The sequence below is a fragment of the Albidovulum litorale genome (assembly GCF_025751495.1).
GTDB classification, from domain to species: Bacteria; Pseudomonadota; Alphaproteobacteria; order Rhodobacterales; family Rhodobacteraceae; genus Albidovulum; species Albidovulum litorale.
In genome coordinates this window covers 422,563-439,927 of the sequence record NZ_JAOWKZ010000004.1, presented here as the reverse complement: position 1 = coordinate 439,927, position 17,365 = coordinate 422,563, and the positions used below count along the sequence as shown (strand labels likewise).

The window sequence follows — 17,365 nt, the reverse complement described above, 5'->3', positions numbered from 1 at the left end:
AATCGGAACATTCCATGCCGACATCCGGCTCCTCCAATCTCTGGCGCACCACCTCGGCCGAGGCGTTTGACGCCCCGCCGCTATCATCCGATATCACCGTCGATCTCGTCATCGTCGGCGGCGGGTTCACCGGCGCATCGGCGGCACTTGAAGCTGCACGAAGCGGAGCCAGCGTCGCGCTTCTGGAGGCCGGAACCTTCGGCCATGGCGGGTCTGGCCGCAATGTCGGCCTGGTCAATGCCGGGCTCTGGCTGCCGCCGAAAGACGTACTCGGCATCCTCGGCGAAACCGACGGAAAACGCCTGATCAAGGCGCTGTCGAACGGCCCGGACATCGTCTTCGGCCTGATCGAGCGCGAGGGGATCGACTGCGAACCGGTCCGGCAGGGCACCATGCACCTGGCCCATTCCGCCGCCGGACTGACGAACCTCAGGGCGCGATTCGAACAGGGTGCGCTGGCCGGGCGCAGCTACGAACTTATCGACGCAGCGGAAACCGCAAACCGCACCGGAACGGACAGGTTCGCGGGCGCGCTTCTCGACCCCGGCGCGGGCACGATCCAGCCTCTGGCCTATTGCCGGGGACTGGCGCGCGCCGCGCAATCGGTCGGCGCGCATCTGCATGAAAACAGCCCGGTCACGGCGATTGCGCATGACGGCAAGGACTGGCGCATCACGTCGGGGGCGCACAGGGTGCGGGCAAGGGCGCTCCTGATCGCGACGAACGCCTATCAGGCCCATTTCGGCGCACCCTTCGCGCAGAAATTCATTCCCGTCCACTACAGCCAGTTCGCAACCGCGCCGATGCCCGACAGCTTGCGCGCAAAGGTGCTGCCGAATGGCGAAGGCTGCTGGGACACCGCGCTGATCATGTCCTCCTTCCGCACCGACCGCGCCGGGCGGCTCATTGTCGGCGGGATCGGCGATGCCGAGGGCATGGGCGCACTTATCCATGCCGGATGGGCAAGGCGCAAACTGCGCCAGATCTATCCCGACCTCGCCAAATTGCCGTTCGAACACCACTGGAGCGGCCGCATCGCCATGACCTCGGACCATGTGCCGAAAATCGTGGCACCCGGCCCTTCGGCGCTGGCCGTCTTCGGCTATTCCGGGCGCGGCATCTGCCCCGGCACGGTGTTCGGCAAGGCAGCCGCCCGGGCCCTGCTGGACGGCGATGACAGCGTTCTGCCGTTGCCGGTCCTGTCTGGCCATGACGAAAATCTCACCGGCGCAAAAGCCGCATGGTACGAGTTTGGTGCGACAGCGACCCACGCGCTGTTCCCACGCCCCTGATCTGAACGGCCATTTCGTCCTGAATCGACATCTACGGCCCAGCCTGCCGGGCCGACAAACCCCGGCCATGCGGCGAGGTCCGCTTCGGCGCGCATAGCGAAGGGGCGCGCCTTTTGCTAGCATGCAACGGTAGGAACGGGGGGAGCACAGCAATGCCGACACCGGAAGCACTTGTGCACAGGTTTTATCGCGAGGTCTGGGATCACGCCGACGAAGCCGTCGCACGCGAGATCTTGTCTCCGCAGTTACGGTTCCGTGGCTCCCTCGGCCCCGAGAAAGTGGGGCCGGACGGTTTCATCGACTACCTTCGGGCCGTCCACGGGGCGTTCTCCGGTTTTGAAAGCACTATCGAAAACTTGCTTGTGTCAGGCCAGAACGTCGCTGCGCGAATGACGTTTCGCGGAACGCACATTGCGGATGTGTTCGGGGTGCGCCCAACCAAGGCATTGATTGTATGGTCCGCCGCCGCCTTTTTTGAAACCGACGGAGATCAGATCACCGCAATCTGGGTCCTCGGCGATGTCGATCACGTCAAAAGCCAGTTGGGCAAAGCGGCTATCGAGGTTTTTGGCTGAGCATTGTCGGCTCCGTCGTCGCGCGCACCTGCGGCGATCACGCCCGTCCCGCCGTCGACGACAGGCTGATCGGATCGACCCCGAGTGTTTTCAGCGCGTCGCTCCACTTGCTGTCGTTCCGGTCGGAAAAGACCAGATCGGGCGCGGCGTCGCAGGTCAGCCAGCCATTGCGCAGGATCTCGTCTTCCAACTGCCCCGGCCCCCAACCCGCATAGCCAAGCGCGAGGATGGATGACGCGGGCCCATCGCCCGCAGCAATCGCCTGAAGGATGTCCAGCGTCGCGGTCATGCCGAAGCGCTCGTCGACCTTCAACGTGGCCCCCTCGCCGCCGTAATCGGCCGAATGCAGGACAAAGCCGCGGGAATGTTCCACCGGCCCGCCAAAATGCACGCGAATCTCCTGTGACCGGTCGGTCCGCGCGATGCCAAGTTGATCCTGCAATTCGTCGAACGAAAGGTCACTTGCGGGCTTGTTGACGATCAGCCCCATCGCGCCATCATCGGAATGGGCGCAGAGAAAGACCACTGAGTGCTCAAAGCGCGGATCGCCCATGCCCGGCATCGCGATCAAAAGTTTACCCGAGAGGTTCATGCCCGTTCCTCCTTCCCCCAAGATCGCGCCTTGGCCGCGCGGATACAAGGGCACAGAGTGGTAAAACTCTTCGTGAGTTGCGCTCTTGTGACTTCCATTCGGCGGCGACCCGCTTAGGTTCGTGCCATGAACATCAAATCGATCATAGGCGCCGCGTTTGCAGGTGGCATGGCCCTGTTGGCGGCTGGCCCCGCGATTTCGCAGGCAATGCCCGACAATCTCCTGAATGCCGAGTTGCGCAAGGGCTGGCGCATGTCCGATGGTGACCAGATGGCCGCCCTGCGGCTGACGCTGGCCCCGGGATGGAAGACCTATTGGCGCGCGCCGGGCGAAGGTGGCATCCCGCCCAGCTTCAACTGGACCGGCTCACGCAACGTGGCGGGCGTCAGCTTCCACTGGCCGAAACCTCAGGTCTACGATGTGAACGGGGTGCGCGTGATCGGCTATCGCGACGAATTGGTGCTGCCGATCGAATTCACCCCCGTTGACCCGACGCAGCCGGTATCGGTTTCAGCGGCGATCGACCTCGGGGTCTGCGATGAGATCTGCGTGCCGATGTCGATCACGGTGTCGGCCGAACTTGACAGCACCGCAAAGCCTGACCCGATGATCGAGGCAGCCTTGACCGCGCGTCCCGAAGACGCCGCCAAGGCCGGGCTGTCCGCCGCGCGCTGTTCCGCCGAACCGATCCGCGACGGATTGCGGATGACCGCGAACATGACGATCCCGCAAGTCGGCCCCGACGAATTCGCGGTTGTCGAACTTGCGGATACCAGCGTCTGGATCTCACCCGCCGACACGCGGCGCAGCGGCGGGGACCTGACGGCGACCGCCGATATGGTCCCGCCAAACGCCCAGCCCTTCGCGCTCGACCGGTCCTCGATCCGCATCACGATCTTCGGTGGATCCGGACGGGTCGTCGATCTTCAGGGCTGCACAGGCTGACCGCGCCGCCGGAGGATCACCGCCCCGGCGATCCCGCAGAGCAACGTGACCAGCGCGGCGCCCAGAACGAATTGCCCCAAAGCCGGGGCGAGCGGCCCGCCTGCGATCAGGGCGGGCAACAGTATCACCCCGAAGACAAGCGCAAGCATCACGGCATCGGCCAGCACCAGCATCCTCAGTGGCCTGCCGCGCACCGCACGGCGCAAGGATACGGTCAGCCGCCCGATATCGCGCTGCGCCGCAAGCAGGGCCGGGACGACCAGAAGCACCAGCACCATGCCGAACCCAAGCCCATAGCAGAGCGTCACCACGGTCGGACGCAGGAACTGCGCCTGCCGCGAGGTCTCGTATAAAAGCGGCGCCAACCCCAGAACCGTCGTCGCAGTGGTCAGCATCACCGGTCGCAGACGATCGGCCACCGCATCAATGATCGCCGGTTCGCGTGCGCGGGTTTCGGCATAATCGTCCACCGTAGTAATCAGCACGATCGCGTCGTTGATGATGATGCCCGACATGCCGATCAGCCCGACGACCGAGAACATCGACATCGGGATATCCCAGACCGCATGGCCATGGATCGCGCCGATCAGCCCGAAGGGGATGACCGACATGACCACCATCGGCCGGGTCCAGCTTGAGAATATCCACGCAAGGACCGCATAGATGCCGACCAGCGCGGCCGCGAGCCCGACCAGAGCATCGCTGAGGAACGTGTCCTCCTGTTCGGCAAGCCCCGCCAGATGGTAGCCGACGCCGAATTCCTCGGCGATGCGCGGCAGGATGTCGCCGTCCAGCGCCGCGACGATGGCGGCGGCCCGGTCTGGGTCGTCCTCGGCGATATCGCCCGTGACAGAAATCACCCGCTGCCCGTTCTCGCGCCCGATCGTCGAAAAACCGCCCTGGCGCTGCACGGTGACGATATCCGACAGCGCGACATAACTTCCCGCCGCAGTAGGCAGCAGCATCCGCTCCAGGAAATCGGCGGTCAGCTCGTCCTTCGGCAGTTCCACCATGATCTTCGTGGTGCGCATCCCGGTCGGGAAAGTGGCGGCCTCGATCCCCGTCAGCCGGTCGCGCAATTCCTGCCCCAGGGCCTCGATGGTGAAGCCCAGCGCCTGCCCCTGCGGCGTCAGTTCAAGGATCAGCTCGTCCTTGTCATAGGGCATCGTGTCGTCCAGTCCCGACACTTCGGGGAAGGGCGCCATCGCCCGCTTCAGCGCCTCGGCAGCGGCCTTCAGCGTCGCGGCCTCAGCACCGAAAAACTGCACATCCAGCGCCTCGCCCGCCGGGCCGTGCCGCCAGCCCCGGAACGAAAGCTCCTCAAGGAAGGGATGCGACGGCGCTGCCTCCTGCAGATCGGCGACGAAATCGAAAGCGGACCAGGGCCGGAGGTCGGGATCGACCAGTTCGATGGCGATGGAGCCCAAAAGATCGCGGTCCTTCGCCTCGGCGCTGGCCAGCGCCGGCCAGCCATTCGCGCCGATCTCCGAGATGACATATGACAGCGGTTCCACACCATATTCGGCGCGGTATTTCGCGGCCACTTCCTCGGTCGCCGCCTGAAGCTGGTGCATCACCTCGACGGTGTCGGCGCGCCGTGCGCCCGCCAGCATCGTGAAATTGCCGGTGACCGTCGCGCGTTCGGGCGAGTTGAAGAACCGCCACTGGACCTCGCCCTTCAGGAACAAGCCACTCTGATAGGCAAGAAGCGCCAGCGCGGCGGCCAACACCGGATAACGGGCCACGATCACCCAATGCGTCAGCGGCCGGACCAGCCGGTCGCGCACCCAGCCGAGCCCCCGGTTCATCACCCGGCTCGGCGCATCATACCAGCGCCCACGCCCGGCCTTGGAAAGCGCATGGCCCATATGGTTCGGCAGAATCAGGAAGCATTCCAGAAGCGAGGCCAGCAGGACGACGCTGACTGTAAGGGGAATGTCCTGAATGAGGTCGCCAAACCGCCCGGTGATCGTCATGAGACCTAGAAAGGCGATGATCGTGGTCACGGTCGAGGAAAAGACCGGCGCCGCCATGCGCCGGACCGCGTTCTCGGCGGCGATCACCGGCGGCTCGCCCAGTTGCCTGTACCGGAAATCGGCGTGTTCGCCCACCACGATGGCGTCATCGACAACGATCCCCAAGGTCAGGATTAGCGCGAAAAGAGAGATCATGTTGATCGTCAGCCCGGCGAAATGCATCAACGCGATGGCGCCCAGCATCGCCACCGGAATACCGGTGGCCACCCAAAAGGCCGTGCGTGCATTGAGAAAGAGAAACAGAAGCGTCACGACCAGACCAAGCCCCATCAGCCCGTTGTCCAGAAGGATATTCAGCCGCGCCAGGATGTCTTCGGACCGCGTGCGGATCAGGTCGATGGTCACGCCTTCGGGCAGGGTCGGGCGCATCTCGTCGGCCACAATCTCCACCTGTCGCTGAATCGCGATGGCATCGCCATCGGCCGACCGGTCGACGCGCAGCCTCATCGCCGGGTTCTGTCCGACGTAATAGGCATGTGCCTCCTGCCCGCCCACCGCGCGGAGGCGGGCCACCTCGCCCAAAGTCAGCGAGGACCCGTCGGCATTGGTCCTCAGAACGATCCCGGCCAGCGCGTCGGGATCACGCTTTTCGCGTCCCGTCCGCAACCGCGCCGATCCGTCACCCACCTCGCCTGCCGGGTCTGTCGCCGCCTCTGCGCTGATCCGCGCGGCGATCTCCGCCAACGTGACGCGGTGCCGCATGAGATCGATCATCGACACTTCAACGGTGATTTCCGGCTCGGCGATCCCGTCGATCCGCGCCCGGGTCACACCTGCGCGAAAAAGCCGGGCCAGCAGTTCGTCGGCAAGCCCCGCCAGTTGCGCGGGCGCCACGGGACCGGTGATAACCAGATCGGTGACACGGTCACCCCAGATCACCCGGCGGACTTCAGGGCGTTCCGAATCCGCAGGCAGGTTCTGGACCGCATCGACAGTGGCCTGCACCTCGTCCAGCGCCTGGCCCATATCCCAGTCCGGCTCGAATTCCAGCGTAAAGGCCGCCCTGCCGTCCCGGGAATTCGTGCGAGTGGCCTCCACCCCGTCGATCCCGATCAGGCTCGGCTCCATCAGTTCGACGATAGCGCGGTCGATATCCTCCGCCCCCGCGCCTTCCCATTGCACGACGACCGAGATTTCCGGGGTTACGACATCTGGAAAATACTGCGCCCGCATCTGGGGAATGGCGGAAAGCCCCGCAACGATGAACAGCGCAAGGACAAGATTGGCCGCCGTCGCATGCCGCGTGAAATAGGAGAGTATCCCTCCGGCGGCCGACATCCGGTCGCGTCTGACCGCCATCGGTCAGCCCCCCATCCGCGCTTCGATCCGCGCGACCATCTCGGCCGGGACCCGATCGTCCCTCAGCCGAGCGATGACGCTGGCCTTGGCGTCATCGCCCATCGCACCGCTTTCCTCGACAAAGGCGATCAGCGCCGCGCGGCGTTCCGGCGTCAGGTCCACAAGATCTTCCTCGCCCGAGCCGCCCCTGATCGCCGCCTGATCGCCACGTATTGGTCGGACGCGGATGCCAGCGCCAAGAAGCGTCGTGCGTTCGACCACAATCTCTCGCCCCGCCAGCGCGCCCACCCGGACAATGACATCATCGCCCTGACGGCGCAGGACCGCCACTGGCACAGCCTCCAGCCGCTCATCGGGGCCAAGTGCCAGAAGCGTACCATCGGCCCCCACCGCCTGCGCCGGCAGAAGCGCCACGCCATCAAGCGCAGGCTCGATGATCGTGAGCGTCACGAAATCCCCCGGCCGGAACCCGCGCGCCTGACCGAGGTTCGCAAAGATCAGCCGCCCGCTCAGCCCCTCGCCCACGGCTGCATCGACCCGCGCCAGATTGCCCTCGGCCACGAGCTCGTCGCCGAACACATCGAGCGCCGCCGTGACCGGCTGCGGCAAGAGCGCGCCATCGCCGTCAATCAGCCGCGCAAACTGCGCGTTCGACAGCCGGAAACTCACCTCCAGCGCTTCCGGGTCGATCAGATCGCCCAGCTTCTCGTTCATGGCGACAAGCCCGCCTGCCACGGCCGCGACGCCCGACAGGACGCCGGAAAACCCGGCCCTCAGCTCGGTCTCGGCCAGCCGGCGCTCGGCATCGGCAAGGTTGAGCGTCACGCGTTCGCGCGCCGTCGCCGCCCGGTTCACACGCGCCTCGGCCTCGGCCAGCGCTTGACGGCGCGAGAGCGTCGCCTGAACCGCATTTGACATCGCGAGTTCTGCGGCTTCCAGATCGGCAGCGACACCCAGCCCGCGCCCGGCAATCCCACGCTGCCGTTCCAGTGCCTGCGCGCGCAGCGCCTCCTGCGCCTCGGCCGCCGCCAGATCGTCTCGCGCGAGTTCAAGCGCACGGGCGGCATCGCGCGCCTCGGCCTCGGCCTCGCGCATGTCGGTCCGCGCCAGATCGAGCGCGGACTGCGCATCGGCCGGATCGATCCGGATCAGAAGCTGGCCCGCCTCAACCGCAGTTCCGTCGGCGAATTCAGGCGCAAGCTCGACGATCCGCCCCGCGGCGGCCGCCCGCAGTTCCAGCTGACGGCGGCTGCGAACCTCGCCAAAGGCCGTCATCTCGGGTGCGATCCGCACCGGCTGCAGCGTCATCACGCGGGCAGTGAACACACGTTCCTCAGCCGGACGGGATGCCCCGCCCTCCGCATTGCGGATATCGATCGCAGATTTCAGCGTGACCCAGGCCACCGCCAGAAGCGCGATCGTCACCGCCAATAGAAACAGCCCCAGAAGGCTGCGTGTCAGAAATCGCATGCGTTACCGTTGCATTGACCCGCCGCAAATCCTAGCCCTGCAAGGCAAAACCTCCAAGCGCAAAGGATAAAACGCACCAAGGCGTTACTTCCGGCGCAGATGCTCGTCGAGGCGCGGCATGATCTCCACGAAGTTGCAGGGCCGGTGGCGGTAGTCGAGCTGCCATTTCAGGATCTCGTCCCAGGCATCCGTGCAGGCGCCGGGACTGCCGGGCAGCGCGAACAGGTAAGTGCCCATCGCCACGCCCCCCGTCGCGCGGGACTGTACCGCGCTGGTGCCGATCTTCTGCATGGAGACGATGGTGAAAACCGTGGCGAAGGCCTCGATCTCCTTTTCATAAACATCGCGATGCGCCTCGACCGTGACATCGCGCCCCGTCAGCCCCGTTCCCCCCGTCGAAATCACCACGTCGATGCCGGGATCGGCGCACCACGCGCGCAGCTTCGCCGCGATCTCGGCCCGCTCGTCCCGCACGATATCGCGGGCGGCCAGTACATGGCCTACATCCGTGATCCGCGCGACCAGCGTGTCGCCCGACCGGTCCTCCGCCATCGACCTTGTGTCCGACACGGTCAGGACGGCGATGCGCACCGGGATGAAGTCCTTCGTTTCGTCGATACGGCTCATGCGCGATTGTCCCATGCAAGTTTCGCGGCCAGAAGGCCAAAGACCGTGGCCGAGGCCCAGCGCAAAGCCCGCTCGACCCCGGCATTGCGGGCCAGAACCCGGCCCATGCCCCCCGCACCCAATCCGACCGCCCCGTTGATGATCAGCCCGCCAAACCCGATCACCGTGCCGAAGATCAGGAACTGCGCAAGCACCGCACCCCGCGCAGGGTCCACGAATTGCGGAATGAAGGCGAGGATGAAGAGGATGACCTTCGGGTTTGAGACATTGACCAGAAAGCCGTCCCGGAAGGCGCGCGAGGGGCGCACCGAAGGGGTTTCCGCCCGCATCACGGGTGTCCTCAGGGTCCGCCATGCAAGGTAGAGCAGATAGGCCACGCCAATCCAGCGGATCGCATGAAAAAGCCCCGGCATGGAGGCCACAAGCGCCCCCAGCCCGATCCCCGCCAGCGTGACATTGAGCATCGAGCCCGCCGTGATCCCCGCACTCGCCGCCACCGCCGCACGAGGCCCCCCGCGCAGGCCTTGAGCAAAGCAGAACATCATGTCCGCCCCCGGCGTCAGGTTCAGCGCCAGAGCGGCCGGGATGAAGGCGGCAAGCGTCAGGGGATCGACGATCATGCCGTACCCTTCAGCCGCGCCTTGATCTCCAGAAGATCGGCCCAGGCCTCCCGCTTCGCCGCCGGATTGCGCAAGAGGTAAGCCGGATGGGTCATCGGCATGGCGGGCCGCCCGAAAGCCTCCGACCAATGGCCTCTCAGCCGCAGGATGCCGCGTTTTCCAAGCGCGGCGGCACAGGGCGTATTGCCCATCAGGACGATGATATCGGGGTTCACGAATTCCACATGCCGCGTCACGAAAGGCAGCATCATCGCGATTTCATCCGGCTCCGGGTCGCGGTTCTGCGGCGGACGCCAGGGCATGACATTGGTGATGTAAAGCGCCTCACCGGCATGATGGGCCGTCCGCGCCAGACCGATCGCCGCGAACATCCGGTCCAGAAGCTGCCCGGCCCGGCCGACAAAAGGCCGCCCCTCAAGGTCCTCATCCCGCCCCGGCGCTTCGCCAAGGATCATCACGCGCGCTTCCGGGTTGCCATCGGCAAAGACGAAATTCCGTGCACCCTTTCTGATCTCGCAATGCTCATAAGCCGACTGGATCGCAGCGAGGCTTTCGAGACCGCTTGCCGAGGCCGCCGCCTGCCGGGCGACTTCGACCGGGTCGACCTCTGCCACTTCCGCCACAGGTGCGGGCGCAGCGGAGGGTTTCGGCACCTCGGCCACCGCCTCATAGCGGTTCACGGGCAGATCGCCGATAGGCTCGTCCGCCCCCAGCTCCATCTGCCATTCCAACGCCGCCCGCGCGGCGTGGTAATCCATATCTCTGGCCACCGACTCCATGGCGGCCAAGCTAGGCCCCCATGGGTTCCGTCGCAAGCGCCCGCATTCCCCGTTGCCCCATCCGCGTCCTTTTGCCATAAGCAGCCGAAACGGGACCGGAGAGACCATGACATTCCGCGCGCGTCACCTTCTGGGGATCGAACACCTGGCCCCGGAGGAGATTCGCACCGTCCTCGACCTTGCCGAGAAATATGTCGAACTGAACCAGCGCACGGTGAAACATTCCGACGCGCTGGAAGGCATGACCCAGATCAACATGTTCTTTGAGGCCTCGACACGGACGCAGGCCAGCTTCGAACTGGCGGGAAAACGCCTCGGCGCCGATGTGATGAACATGGCGATGCAGCATTCGTCGGTGAAGAAGGGCGAGACGCTGATCGACACCGCGCTGACGCTGAACGCGATGCATCCCGATCTGCTGGTCGTCCGCCACCCGGCCTCGGGCGCGGTCGACCTCTTGGCCCAGAAGGTCAATTGCGCCGTCCTCAACGCGGGCGACGGGCGACACGAACACCCGACTCAGGCGCTTCTCGACGCGCTGACCATCCGCCGCGCCAAGGGCCGCATCCAGCGGCTGACCGTGGCAATCTGCGGCGACATCGCCCATAGCCGCGTGGCGCGGTCGAACCTGATCCTTCTCGGCAAGATGGAAAACCGCATCCGCCTCATTGGCCCGCCGACACTGATGCCCTCGGGCGTCGCCGACCTCGGCTGCGAGGTCTATCAGGACATGCGCGAGGGGCTGAAGGACGCCGACGTGGTGATGATGCTGCGCCTTCAGAAGGAACGCATGGACGGCGGCTTCATCCCGTCCGAACGGGAATATTACCACCGCTACGGGCTTGATGCCGAAAAGCTGGCTCATGCCAAAGAGGACGCCATTGTCATGCATCCCGGGCCGATGAACCGGGGGGTGGAGATCGACGGCGAACTTGCCGACGACATCAATCGCTCGGTCATTCAGGATCAGGTCGAAATGGGCGTCGCCGTCCGCATGGCCTGCATGGACCTGCTGGCCCGGAACCTGAGGGCCGAACGTGGGCGGCAGGCGGTTGGGGTGATGGTATGAGCACTCTCCTCACCAATGCCCGCCTGATCGACCCCGAGGCCGGAACCGAGACGCTCGGCGCGGTGCTGATCGAAGACGGCGTCATCGCGCGCATCTTCGACAGGCCCGACGGTTTGCCCGACAAAAGTCCGACACTTCGCCGACGCGATGCCGACGGCAAATGCCTCGCCCCCGGGATCGTCGATCTGGGCGTCAAGATCGGTGAACCGGGCGAGCGGCATAAGGAAAGCTTCCGCTCCGCTGGCCTCGCCGCCGCCGCAGGTGGCGTGACCACGATCATCGCCCGGCCCGACACCCATCCCGCCATCGACACCCCCGAAACACTCGAATTCGTCACCCGCCGCGCGGCCGAGGCCTGCCCCGTCCGCATCCGCCACATGGCTGCGCTCACGAAGGGCCGTGAGGGGCGGGAGATGACCGAAATCGGCTTCCTGCTCGACGCGGGTGCCATCGCGTTTACCGATTGCGATCATGTGGTTACGAATACCAAGGTCCTCAGCCGCGCCCTGACCTATGCGAAGTCCCTGAACGCGCTTGTCATGGGCCACCCGCAGGAACCGGGCCTCTCCGCCGGGGCCGCGACGACATCCGGCAAGTTCGCCTCGCTCCGCGGTCTGCCCGGCGTGTCGCCCATGGCCGAACGCATCGGGTTCGACCGCGACATGGGGATGGTCGAGATGACCGGGGTGAAATACCACTTCGACCAGATCACCACCGCCCGCGCCCTGCCCCCCCTGGAACGCGCCAAAAACAACGGCTTCGACGTGACCGCAGGCACCTCGATCCACCACCTGACCTTGAACGAATTCGACGTCGGCGACTACCGCACCTTCTTCAAGGTGAAACCCCCCTTGCGGTCGGAAGACGACCGGCTGGCGGTGGTGGAGGCCGTCGCCTCGGGCCTGATCGACATCATCTCCTCCATGCACACCCCGCAGGATGAGGAAAGCAAACGCCTGCCCTTCGAGGACGCGGCAAGCGGAGCGGTCGCGCTGGAAACCTTCCTGCCCGCCGCGATGCGGCTTTACCACGCGGACCAGCTGTCCCTGCCGCAGCTGTTCCGTGCCATGGCGCTCAACCCCGCCAGGCGGCTCGGCCTGCCGCAGGGGCGGCTGGCCGAGGGCGCGCCTGCCGATCTCGTGCTCTTCGACCCCGACGCGCCCTTCGTGCTCGACCGTTTCACCCTCAACTCCAAGTCCAAGAACACGCCATTTGACGGACAGCGGATGGAGGGTAAGGTGCTGGCGACCTGGGTCGCGGGCGTTCAGGTCTTCGGGGCGGAGTAGCGAAATGCCGGAACTGACAAGCGGGGCGATCGCCCTGATCGTGACGGGTGCTCTCGCCTATCTGCTGGGCTCGGTGCCCTTCGGTGTTCTGGTCACACGGCTGATGGGGCTCGGCGATCTGAGGAAGATCGGTTCGGGCAATATCGGTGCTACCAACGTCTTGCGCACCGGCAACAAGGCGGCCGCCTTCGCGACGCTCGTCCTCGACGGCGGCAAGGGGGCGGTGGCGGTGCTGATCGCGCGATCCATGGCAGGCGAGGATGCCGCGCAACTCGCGGGCCTCGCGGCGTTTGTCGGCCATATCTTTCCGGTCTGGCTGAAATTCAACGGCGGCAAAGGGGTCGCGACTTTTCTCGGTACGCTTCTGGCCCTTGCCTTCCCGGTCGGCCTTGCCGCCTGCGCGACATGGCTGGTCACCGCGCTCATCTTCCGGTACTCCTCGCTCTCCGCACTCGTCGCCGCCCTCCTGTCGATGCCCTGGGCATGGGCGTTTGGCCATGGCGATCTGGTCACCCTGATCTTCATTCTCGCCACATTGGTTTTCGTGCGTCACAAGCCGAATATCGAACGCCTGAAAGCCGGGACAGAACCGAAAATCGGCGCGAAAAAGTGAGCGACCCGTTCCGCGGGGCGCTGGAACGAATTCCGGAAGGCTACAGCGAAGGCCGATATGCCGGGCGGCGCTACCGCATCGAAAAGACCCTGCTGGCGGGCGGGCGCAGCGTGAAGCTGGTCGCATGGGAACTTGGCGGGCCGGACTATATCAGCCTTAACCTTTACCAGCTCGCCTCAGGCGACCTGTTGAAGCCCTGCGAGATGGAAGAGGCGAAGGTTCGCACCTTCGTCACCGGCCTTACACTGGACTAACATCTTTACAACCGCCGCTCCGGAGAGGAGTCTGTGGCAAGACGAACCGGAGACTTGCCATGCAGATCATGACCGCCGTCCGCACCTGCTTTTCGAAATACGCGACCTTCTCGGGCCGTGCCCGGCGTGCCGAATACTGGTGGTTCGTCGCCTTCAACATCATGGTCAATATTGGCCTCGGCATAATCGACGGGATTGCCTTCGGCCTTCAGCACGGGATGATGGGCGGCGCGCCCGGCAGCCCGCTCTCGTCGCTCTACTCGCTCGCGGTCTTCCTGCCGTCGCTCGCCGCAGGCGTCCGGCGGCTGCACGATACCGGAAAATCCGGATGGTGGGTGCTGATCTGGCTGATCCCGATCATCGGCTGGATCCTCCTGATCTGGTGGCTGGCCACGCCAGGCGACGAGGGACCGAACGAGTACGGCCCCGACCCCCTTGCCGGGGAAGGCTACGGCCCGTCGTCAATCCCCCGTGTGCCGCGTCAGTAGCTGTATTCGGCATAGATACGGGACAAATCGCCGCCCCATTCGCCGTGATACTTCTCCAGAAGCTCGTCGGCCGGCACCTTGCCGCTTTCGATGCTTTCCTGCAGCGCGTTGAGGAAATGCGTCTCATCGGGGATCAAGCCGTTTGCCCCCGGCCGCGCCCGCGACTTGAGGCCCTGTTCCGCGATGGCCACGACCTCACGGGCAAGGTCATGCATTTTAACCCCGCCCGCCTCGGCCTGAAGCCCATCAACGGATGCGGCCACCCGCAGGGCCTCGCGCGTCTCATGGTTCCAACCCTTGGCCAGATCCCAGGCGGCGTCGAGCGCGGACTGATCGTACATCAAACCGACCCACAGCGCAGGTAGCGCGCAGAGCCTGCGCCACGGGCCACCATCGGCACCGCGCATCTCGATGAATTTCTTCAGCCGCGCCTCGGGGAAGATCGTCGTCAGGTGATCGGCCCAGTCCGACAGCGTTGGCTTTGCACCCGGAAGTGCGGGCAGTTCGCCTTTCAGGAAGTCACGGAAGGACTGGCCCAAAGCGTTGATATACTTGCCGTCGCGATAGACGAAGTACATCGGCACATCGAGCGCGTAATCGACATAGCGCTGGAATCCCATGCCTTCTTCGAAAACGAAGGGCAGCATCCCGGTGCGGGCCGGGTCGAGGTCGCGCCAGATGCGGCTGCGCCAGCTTTTGTGGCCGTTGGGCTTGCCCTCGAAGAAAGGTGAATTGGCGAAAAGCGCGGTCGCGACGGGCTGCAGCGCCAGCGCCACCCGCAACTTCTGAACCATGTCGGCCTCGGAGCCGAAATCGAGGTTCACCTGCACGGTGCAGGTCCGGTACATCATCTGCGTGCCATGGGTGCCGACGCGACCCATATAGTCCGTCATCAGCCGGTAGCGCCCTTTCGGCATCATCGGCATCTGGTCATGTGTCCATTCCGGCGCGGCGCCAAGACCGATAAACCGCGCACCAATGTCGTCGGCAACGCTCTGGACATCGCGCAGATGCGCGTTCACCTCGTCGCAGGTCTGGTGGATCGTCTCCAAGGGCGCGCCCGAAAGTTCGAACTGCCCGCCCGGTTCAAGGCTGATATTCGCGCCGTCCTTCACCAGCCCGATGATCTTGCCCTGTTCCTCGATCGGGTCCCACCCGAAGCGGTCGCGGATACCTTCCAGCATCGCCCTGATGGAACGCGGCCCGTCATAGGGCAAGGGTTTCAGCGTGTCCTTGCAATAGCCGAACTTCTCATGCTCGGTGCCGATGCGCCAATCGTCCATCGGCTTGCAGCCGGCCTCAAGATATTCAGCAAGCTGTTCGAAGCGTTCGACCGGGCCTCCGCCGGATTGTGGAATGGACATGGGGGCCTCGATCTTGTGGCTGACAGGGACGCAATTACGTGAAGCGCCGCACTGCCCAAGTCAACCCCGCCCAGCGCGGATTGTCTGTGCGAAAACATGACATGTTGTGATCGTCTAGCGACGCGGCAGTGATGGGTCGGCGCGTTTCCACAGCGGAAGCGTGCCGACACTGCGGTCGAGCGCGGCAGTCAGCACGGCCATGTCGATGCCCGGAAGCGTCGCGAAAGCATCGTAAAGCCGCTCGGCCCCGGCGGCATCGACCGGGACCATCAGAACCTCCCCGCCATGGGTGCGCATCCGCCAGTGCCGGGTTCCGCCGACCTCGGCCAGCCGCAACTCGGCGATATCGGCCAGCGCGATGAATCCGCCGAAATTCGGGCCGAAATAGCCAACCTGCCCCTCATCGACCTCGACTACACCCGGCGCAGCGACACCGCGCAGGAATCGCAACCGCCGCCAGGCGATCACACCCCAACCGAGCGCGAGCGCCAAGAGGATCAGGCCGATCCCCTGCATCAGCCAGCCACCGAGCGAGGCTAACCAGAGCCCGGCAAGCCCCAGAGTCATCGCCGCGATCACCTCGCGCCAGCGCCGCAGACCCCGGACGATTTCGGGCCGGATGAGGCTCATCGCCGCTCTCCCTTAAGGGGATGCCAAGTCTCTACCGACCCCTCCGCCAGCGTCTCCCGCCAGTCATAGGGCGCGCGGATCGGTTCGAACGCCATGTCGGTGAAATCGCGGATCAGCTCCAGCTCCGCGCCTCGCCGCCGGTAAAGCCGGCCGCCGAGCGTGTCGTAGAGCGACAGGGCCGGATCGGGCGGCAGTTCGCGCAGGAAGGCGCGTTCGGCCTTGGCCTTGCCGATCTTCGCCGGACACCCGTCTACGGTGCGAAGCCCGGTCGGGCAGTCCTTGTCCGCTGTGCGCTGGTAGAGCCGCACGAGCCCCTCGTCGCGCCCGATCACGTCGGTACCCCCGACGGCGACATAATGCACATTGTCAAGAAACCGCCCGCCGCCGCCCCAGGTGCTTCCCTCCGGAAAAAGCGCCAGCGCGGTGAAGTAAGGCGGACGCGACAGCGCCGAATAGGCGCCCTCGCTCTGACCCGACCAGTCGCCGTTCAGCGCGAAATAGAGGAAATGCCGCCCGTCCGGCGACAGGTCGCAGCGTTCAGGATAGACCTTGTGCTTCAGCCACTGGCCGTCCTCGAACCTGTCGGTGTCGCGATGCCAGAGGATCAGCCGGAACTGCTTCGACGGCCCCTGCCGCAGGATCACCGCGCGGTCGTTGTCGCGCGCGAAATAGAGATGCAGGCGCACGACCGGTTCCTGTGTCACCGCCAGTCCCCCAGATGGGCCTGCCAGAGCGTGAGGGCTGCCAGCGCCGCCGTCTCGGCGCGCAGGATACGAGGGCCGAGGGCGACGGGGTGGACGAAGTCGAGCGTGCGAAGGCGGTCGCGCTCGGCGTCTGAGAAGCCGCCTTCGGGGCCGATGAGGATTGCGGCGGGACCCCTGGGAAAGCTCGCGAGTGTCGTGGCTGCGCCCGCCTCAGATTCGTCGGCCCAGAGAATGGCGCGGGCCGGGTTCCAGCCAGAGAGGAGGCGGGCAAGCGGCGTGGCCTCCTCCACCCTCGGCAGGCTCAGCGCACCGCATTGTTCGGCGGCCTCGCGCACATGCGCCTCGGCCTTGTCGCGGCGGAAGCGTTCGGAATTGGTGTACTCGGTCAGGACCGGCATCAGGCGCGACACACCCAGTTCCACCGCCTTCTCAACGATGAAATCGGTCCGCGCCTTCTTCACCGGTGCGAACAGCAGCCAAAGATCGGGCGGCGCGGCTTGGGGCCGGGTTTCTTCAAGACAGGCCAGAGCCCCCTTGCGCTTGCCCGCCTCCGTCACCTCGGCCAGCCATTCGCCGTTCCGCCCGTTGAAGACCAGAATCTGCGTCCCCACGCCCTCGCGCATCACTCCGAAAAGGTAATGCGCCTGCGCCTCGGTCAGTTGAACCGATTGCCCCGCCCCGATGGGCTGGTCTACACAGAGCCTGATCTTCGCCATTGCCAT

At 65.4% G+C, this 17,365-nt stretch carries 18 protein-coding genes; 8 read left to right on the top strand and 10 right to left on the bottom strand.

Features of this window, described 5'->3' with window-relative positions; translation table 11 throughout:
* The first annotated feature begins 14 nt into the window (after window positions 1-14).
* Both OEZ71_RS17430 and OEZ71_RS17425 read left to right on the top strand, forming a co-directional pair.
* A complete protein-coding gene (locus OEZ71_RS17430; RefSeq protein WP_263741328.1) occupies window positions 15-1,292 on the top strand; it encodes an NAD(P)/FAD-dependent oxidoreductase in 1,278 nt (425 codons plus the stop codon).
* Window positions 1,293-1,444: 152 nt separating this feature from the next.
* Window positions 1,445-1,867 (top strand): ester cyclase, encoded by a 423-nt coding sequence (locus OEZ71_RS17425; RefSeq protein WP_263741327.1) that lies wholly within the window; start codon window positions 1,445-1,447, stop codon window positions 1,865-1,867.
* Between the two features lie 37 nt (window positions 1,868-1,904).
* Here the strand turns inward: OEZ71_RS17425 and OEZ71_RS17420 are convergent, their stop codons facing one another.
* The gene (locus OEZ71_RS17420) at window positions 1,905-2,459 is read right to left on the bottom strand and encodes a YqgE/AlgH family protein (protein WP_263741325.1); all 555 of its coding nucleotides are present in this window, start codon (window positions 2,457-2,459) and stop codon (window positions 1,905-1,907) included.
* Between the two features lie 126 nt (window positions 2,460-2,585).
* Here OEZ71_RS17420 and OEZ71_RS17415 point away from each other — a divergent pair, with 126 nt between their 5' ends.
* Window positions 2,586-3,404, top strand: coding sequence for a protein-disulfide reductase DsbD domain-containing protein (locus OEZ71_RS17415; protein WP_263741324.1), 819 nt, complete (start codon window positions 2,586-2,588; stop codon window positions 3,402-3,404).
* Here OEZ71_RS17415 and OEZ71_RS17410 read toward each other — a convergent pair.
* The 5 genes from OEZ71_RS17410 to OEZ71_RS17390 form a co-directional block, all read right to left on the bottom strand.
* Window positions 3,386-6,739, bottom strand: a complete 3,354-nt coding sequence (locus tag OEZ71_RS17410) for an efflux RND transporter permease subunit (RefSeq protein WP_263741323.1) — start codon at window positions 6,737-6,739, stop codon at window positions 3,386-3,388. The genes OEZ71_RS17415 and OEZ71_RS17410 overlap by 19 nt on opposite strands.
* A gap of 3 nt (window positions 6,740-6,742) precedes the next feature.
* The gene (locus tag OEZ71_RS17405; protein ID WP_263741322.1) at window positions 6,743-8,209 is read right to left on the bottom strand and encodes an efflux RND transporter periplasmic adaptor subunit; all 1,467 of its coding nucleotides are present in this window, start codon (window positions 8,207-8,209) and stop codon (window positions 6,743-6,745) included.
* A gap of 84 nt (window positions 8,210-8,293) precedes the next feature.
* The gene (gene moaB / locus OEZ71_RS17400) at window positions 8,294-8,836 is read right to left on the bottom strand and encodes a molybdenum cofactor biosynthesis protein B (RefSeq protein ID WP_263741321.1); all 543 of its coding nucleotides are present in this window, start codon (window positions 8,834-8,836) and stop codon (window positions 8,294-8,296) included.
* Window positions 8,833-9,456, bottom strand: coding sequence for a LysE family translocator (locus OEZ71_RS17395; RefSeq protein ID WP_263741320.1), 624 nt, complete (start codon window positions 9,454-9,456; stop codon window positions 8,833-8,835). The genes moaB and OEZ71_RS17395 overlap by 4 nt, the downstream gene beginning before the upstream one ends.
* Window positions 9,453-10,214, bottom strand: coding sequence for a uracil-DNA glycosylase (locus OEZ71_RS17390; protein WP_263741319.1), 762 nt, complete (start codon window positions 10,212-10,214; stop codon window positions 9,453-9,455). Before OEZ71_RS17390 ends, OEZ71_RS17395 begins: the two co-directional genes overlap by 4 nt.
* A 127-nt stretch (window positions 10,215-10,341) precedes the next feature.
* Between OEZ71_RS17390 and OEZ71_RS17385 the strand changes: the two genes are divergently transcribed.
* The 5 genes from OEZ71_RS17385 to OEZ71_RS17365 are packed head-to-tail and all read left to right on the top strand — an operon-like array spanning window position 10,342 to window position 13,945.
* Window positions 10,342-11,304: an aspartate carbamoyltransferase catalytic subunit gene (locus OEZ71_RS17385; protein ID WP_263741318.1), complete on the top strand. Its 963-nt coding sequence runs from the start codon at window positions 10,342-10,344 to the stop codon at window positions 11,302-11,304.
* The gene (pyrC, locus tag OEZ71_RS17380) at window positions 11,301-12,590 is read left to right on the top strand and encodes a dihydroorotase (RefSeq protein WP_263741317.1); all 1,290 of its coding nucleotides are present in this window, start codon (window positions 11,301-11,303) and stop codon (window positions 12,588-12,590) included. Before OEZ71_RS17385 ends, pyrC begins: the two co-directional genes overlap by 4 nt.
* A gap of 4 nt (window positions 12,591-12,594) precedes the next feature.
* Window positions 12,595-13,203, top strand: coding sequence for a glycerol-3-phosphate 1-O-acyltransferase PlsY (gene plsY / locus OEZ71_RS17375; RefSeq protein ID WP_263741316.1), 609 nt, complete (start codon window positions 12,595-12,597; stop codon window positions 13,201-13,203).
* Window positions 13,200-13,457 (top strand): hypothetical protein, encoded by a 258-nt coding sequence (locus tag OEZ71_RS17370; RefSeq protein ID WP_263741315.1) that lies wholly within the window; start codon window positions 13,200-13,202, stop codon window positions 13,455-13,457. The genes plsY and OEZ71_RS17370 overlap by 4 nt, the downstream gene beginning before the upstream one ends.
* 59 nt (window positions 13,458-13,516) lie before the next feature.
* Window positions 13,517-13,945, top strand: coding sequence for a DUF805 domain-containing protein (locus OEZ71_RS17365; protein WP_263741314.1), 429 nt, complete (start codon window positions 13,517-13,519; stop codon window positions 13,943-13,945).
* Here OEZ71_RS17365 and OEZ71_RS17360 read toward each other — a convergent pair.
* From OEZ71_RS17360 to OEZ71_RS17345, 4 genes are all read right to left on the bottom strand, one after another.
* Window positions 13,939-15,309 (bottom strand): glutamate--cysteine ligase, encoded by a 1,371-nt coding sequence (locus tag OEZ71_RS17360; RefSeq protein ID WP_263741313.1) that lies wholly within the window; start codon window positions 15,307-15,309, stop codon window positions 13,939-13,941. The genes OEZ71_RS17365 and OEZ71_RS17360 overlap by 7 nt on opposite strands.
* A 114-nt stretch (window positions 15,310-15,423) precedes the next feature.
* Window positions 15,424-15,939 (bottom strand): hypothetical protein, encoded by a 516-nt coding sequence (locus OEZ71_RS17355; protein WP_263741312.1) that lies wholly within the window; start codon window positions 15,937-15,939, stop codon window positions 15,424-15,426.
* Window positions 15,936-16,643 (bottom strand): hypothetical protein, encoded by a 708-nt coding sequence (locus tag OEZ71_RS17350; RefSeq protein ID WP_263741311.1) that lies wholly within the window; start codon window positions 16,641-16,643, stop codon window positions 15,936-15,938. The genes OEZ71_RS17355 and OEZ71_RS17350 overlap by 4 nt, the downstream gene beginning before the upstream one ends.
* Entirely contained in the window at window positions 16,640-17,359 is a 720-nt protein-coding gene (locus tag OEZ71_RS17345; protein WP_263741310.1) for a 16S rRNA (uracil(1498)-N(3))-methyltransferase, read from the bottom strand. Before OEZ71_RS17345 ends, OEZ71_RS17350 begins: the two co-directional genes overlap by 4 nt.
* Window positions 17,360-17,365 lie beyond the last annotated feature (6 nt).

Excerpts from the sequence above, each read along its gene's own strand:
- OEZ71_RS17395 (WP_263741320.1), bottom strand. The coding sequence starts at position 9,456 with ATGATCGTCGATCCCCTGACGCTTGCCGCCTTCATCCCGGCCGCTCTG.
- OEZ71_RS17365 (WP_263741314.1), top strand. The coding sequence starts at position 13,517 with ATGCAGATCATGACCGCCGTCCGCACCTGCTTTTCGAAATACGCGACC.
- OEZ71_RS17415 (WP_263741324.1), top strand. The coding sequence starts at position 2,586 with ATGAACATCAAATCGATCATAGGCGCCGCGTTTGCAGGTGGCATGGCC.
- moaB (WP_263741321.1), bottom strand. The coding sequence starts at position 8,836 with ATGAGCCGTATCGACGAAACGAAGGACTTCATCCCGGTGCGCATCGCC.
- OEZ71_RS17430 (WP_263741328.1), top strand. The coding sequence starts at position 15 with ATGCCGACATCCGGCTCCTCCAATCTCTGGCGCACCACCTCGGCCGAG.
- OEZ71_RS17385 (WP_263741318.1), top strand. The coding sequence starts at position 10,342 with ATGACATTCCGCGCGCGTCACCTTCTGGGGATCGAACACCTGGCCCCG.
- OEZ71_RS17420 (WP_263741325.1), bottom strand. The coding sequence starts at position 2,459 with ATGAACCTCTCGGGTAAACTTTTGATCGCGATGCCGGGCATGGGCGAT.
- OEZ71_RS17405 (WP_263741322.1), bottom strand. The coding sequence starts at position 8,209 with ATGCGATTTCTGACACGCAGCCTTCTGGGGCTGTTTCTATTGGCGGTG.
- OEZ71_RS17345 (WP_263741310.1), bottom strand. The coding sequence starts at position 17,359 with ATGGCGAAGATCAGGCTCTGTGTAGACCAGCCCATCGGGGCGGGGCAA.
- OEZ71_RS17360 (WP_263741313.1), bottom strand. The coding sequence starts at position 15,309 with ATGTCCATTCCACAATCCGGCGGAGGCCCGGTCGAACGCTTCGAACAG.
- pyrC (WP_263741317.1), top strand. The coding sequence starts at position 11,301 with ATGAGCACTCTCCTCACCAATGCCCGCCTGATCGACCCCGAGGCCGGA.
- OEZ71_RS17390 (WP_263741319.1), bottom strand. The coding sequence starts at position 10,214 with ATGGATTACCACGCCGCGCGGGCGGCGTTGGAATGGCAGATGGAGCTG.
- OEZ71_RS17410 (WP_263741323.1), bottom strand. The coding sequence starts at position 6,739 with ATGGCGGTCAGACGCGACCGGATGTCGGCCGCCGGAGGGATACTCTCC.
- plsY (WP_263741316.1), top strand. The coding sequence starts at position 12,595 with ATGCCGGAACTGACAAGCGGGGCGATCGCCCTGATCGTGACGGGTGCT.
- OEZ71_RS17355 (WP_263741312.1), bottom strand. The coding sequence starts at position 15,939 with ATGAGCCTCATCCGGCCCGAAATCGTCCGGGGTCTGCGGCGCTGGCGC.
- OEZ71_RS17425 (WP_263741327.1), top strand. The coding sequence starts at position 1,445 with ATGCCGACACCGGAAGCACTTGTGCACAGGTTTTATCGCGAGGTCTGG.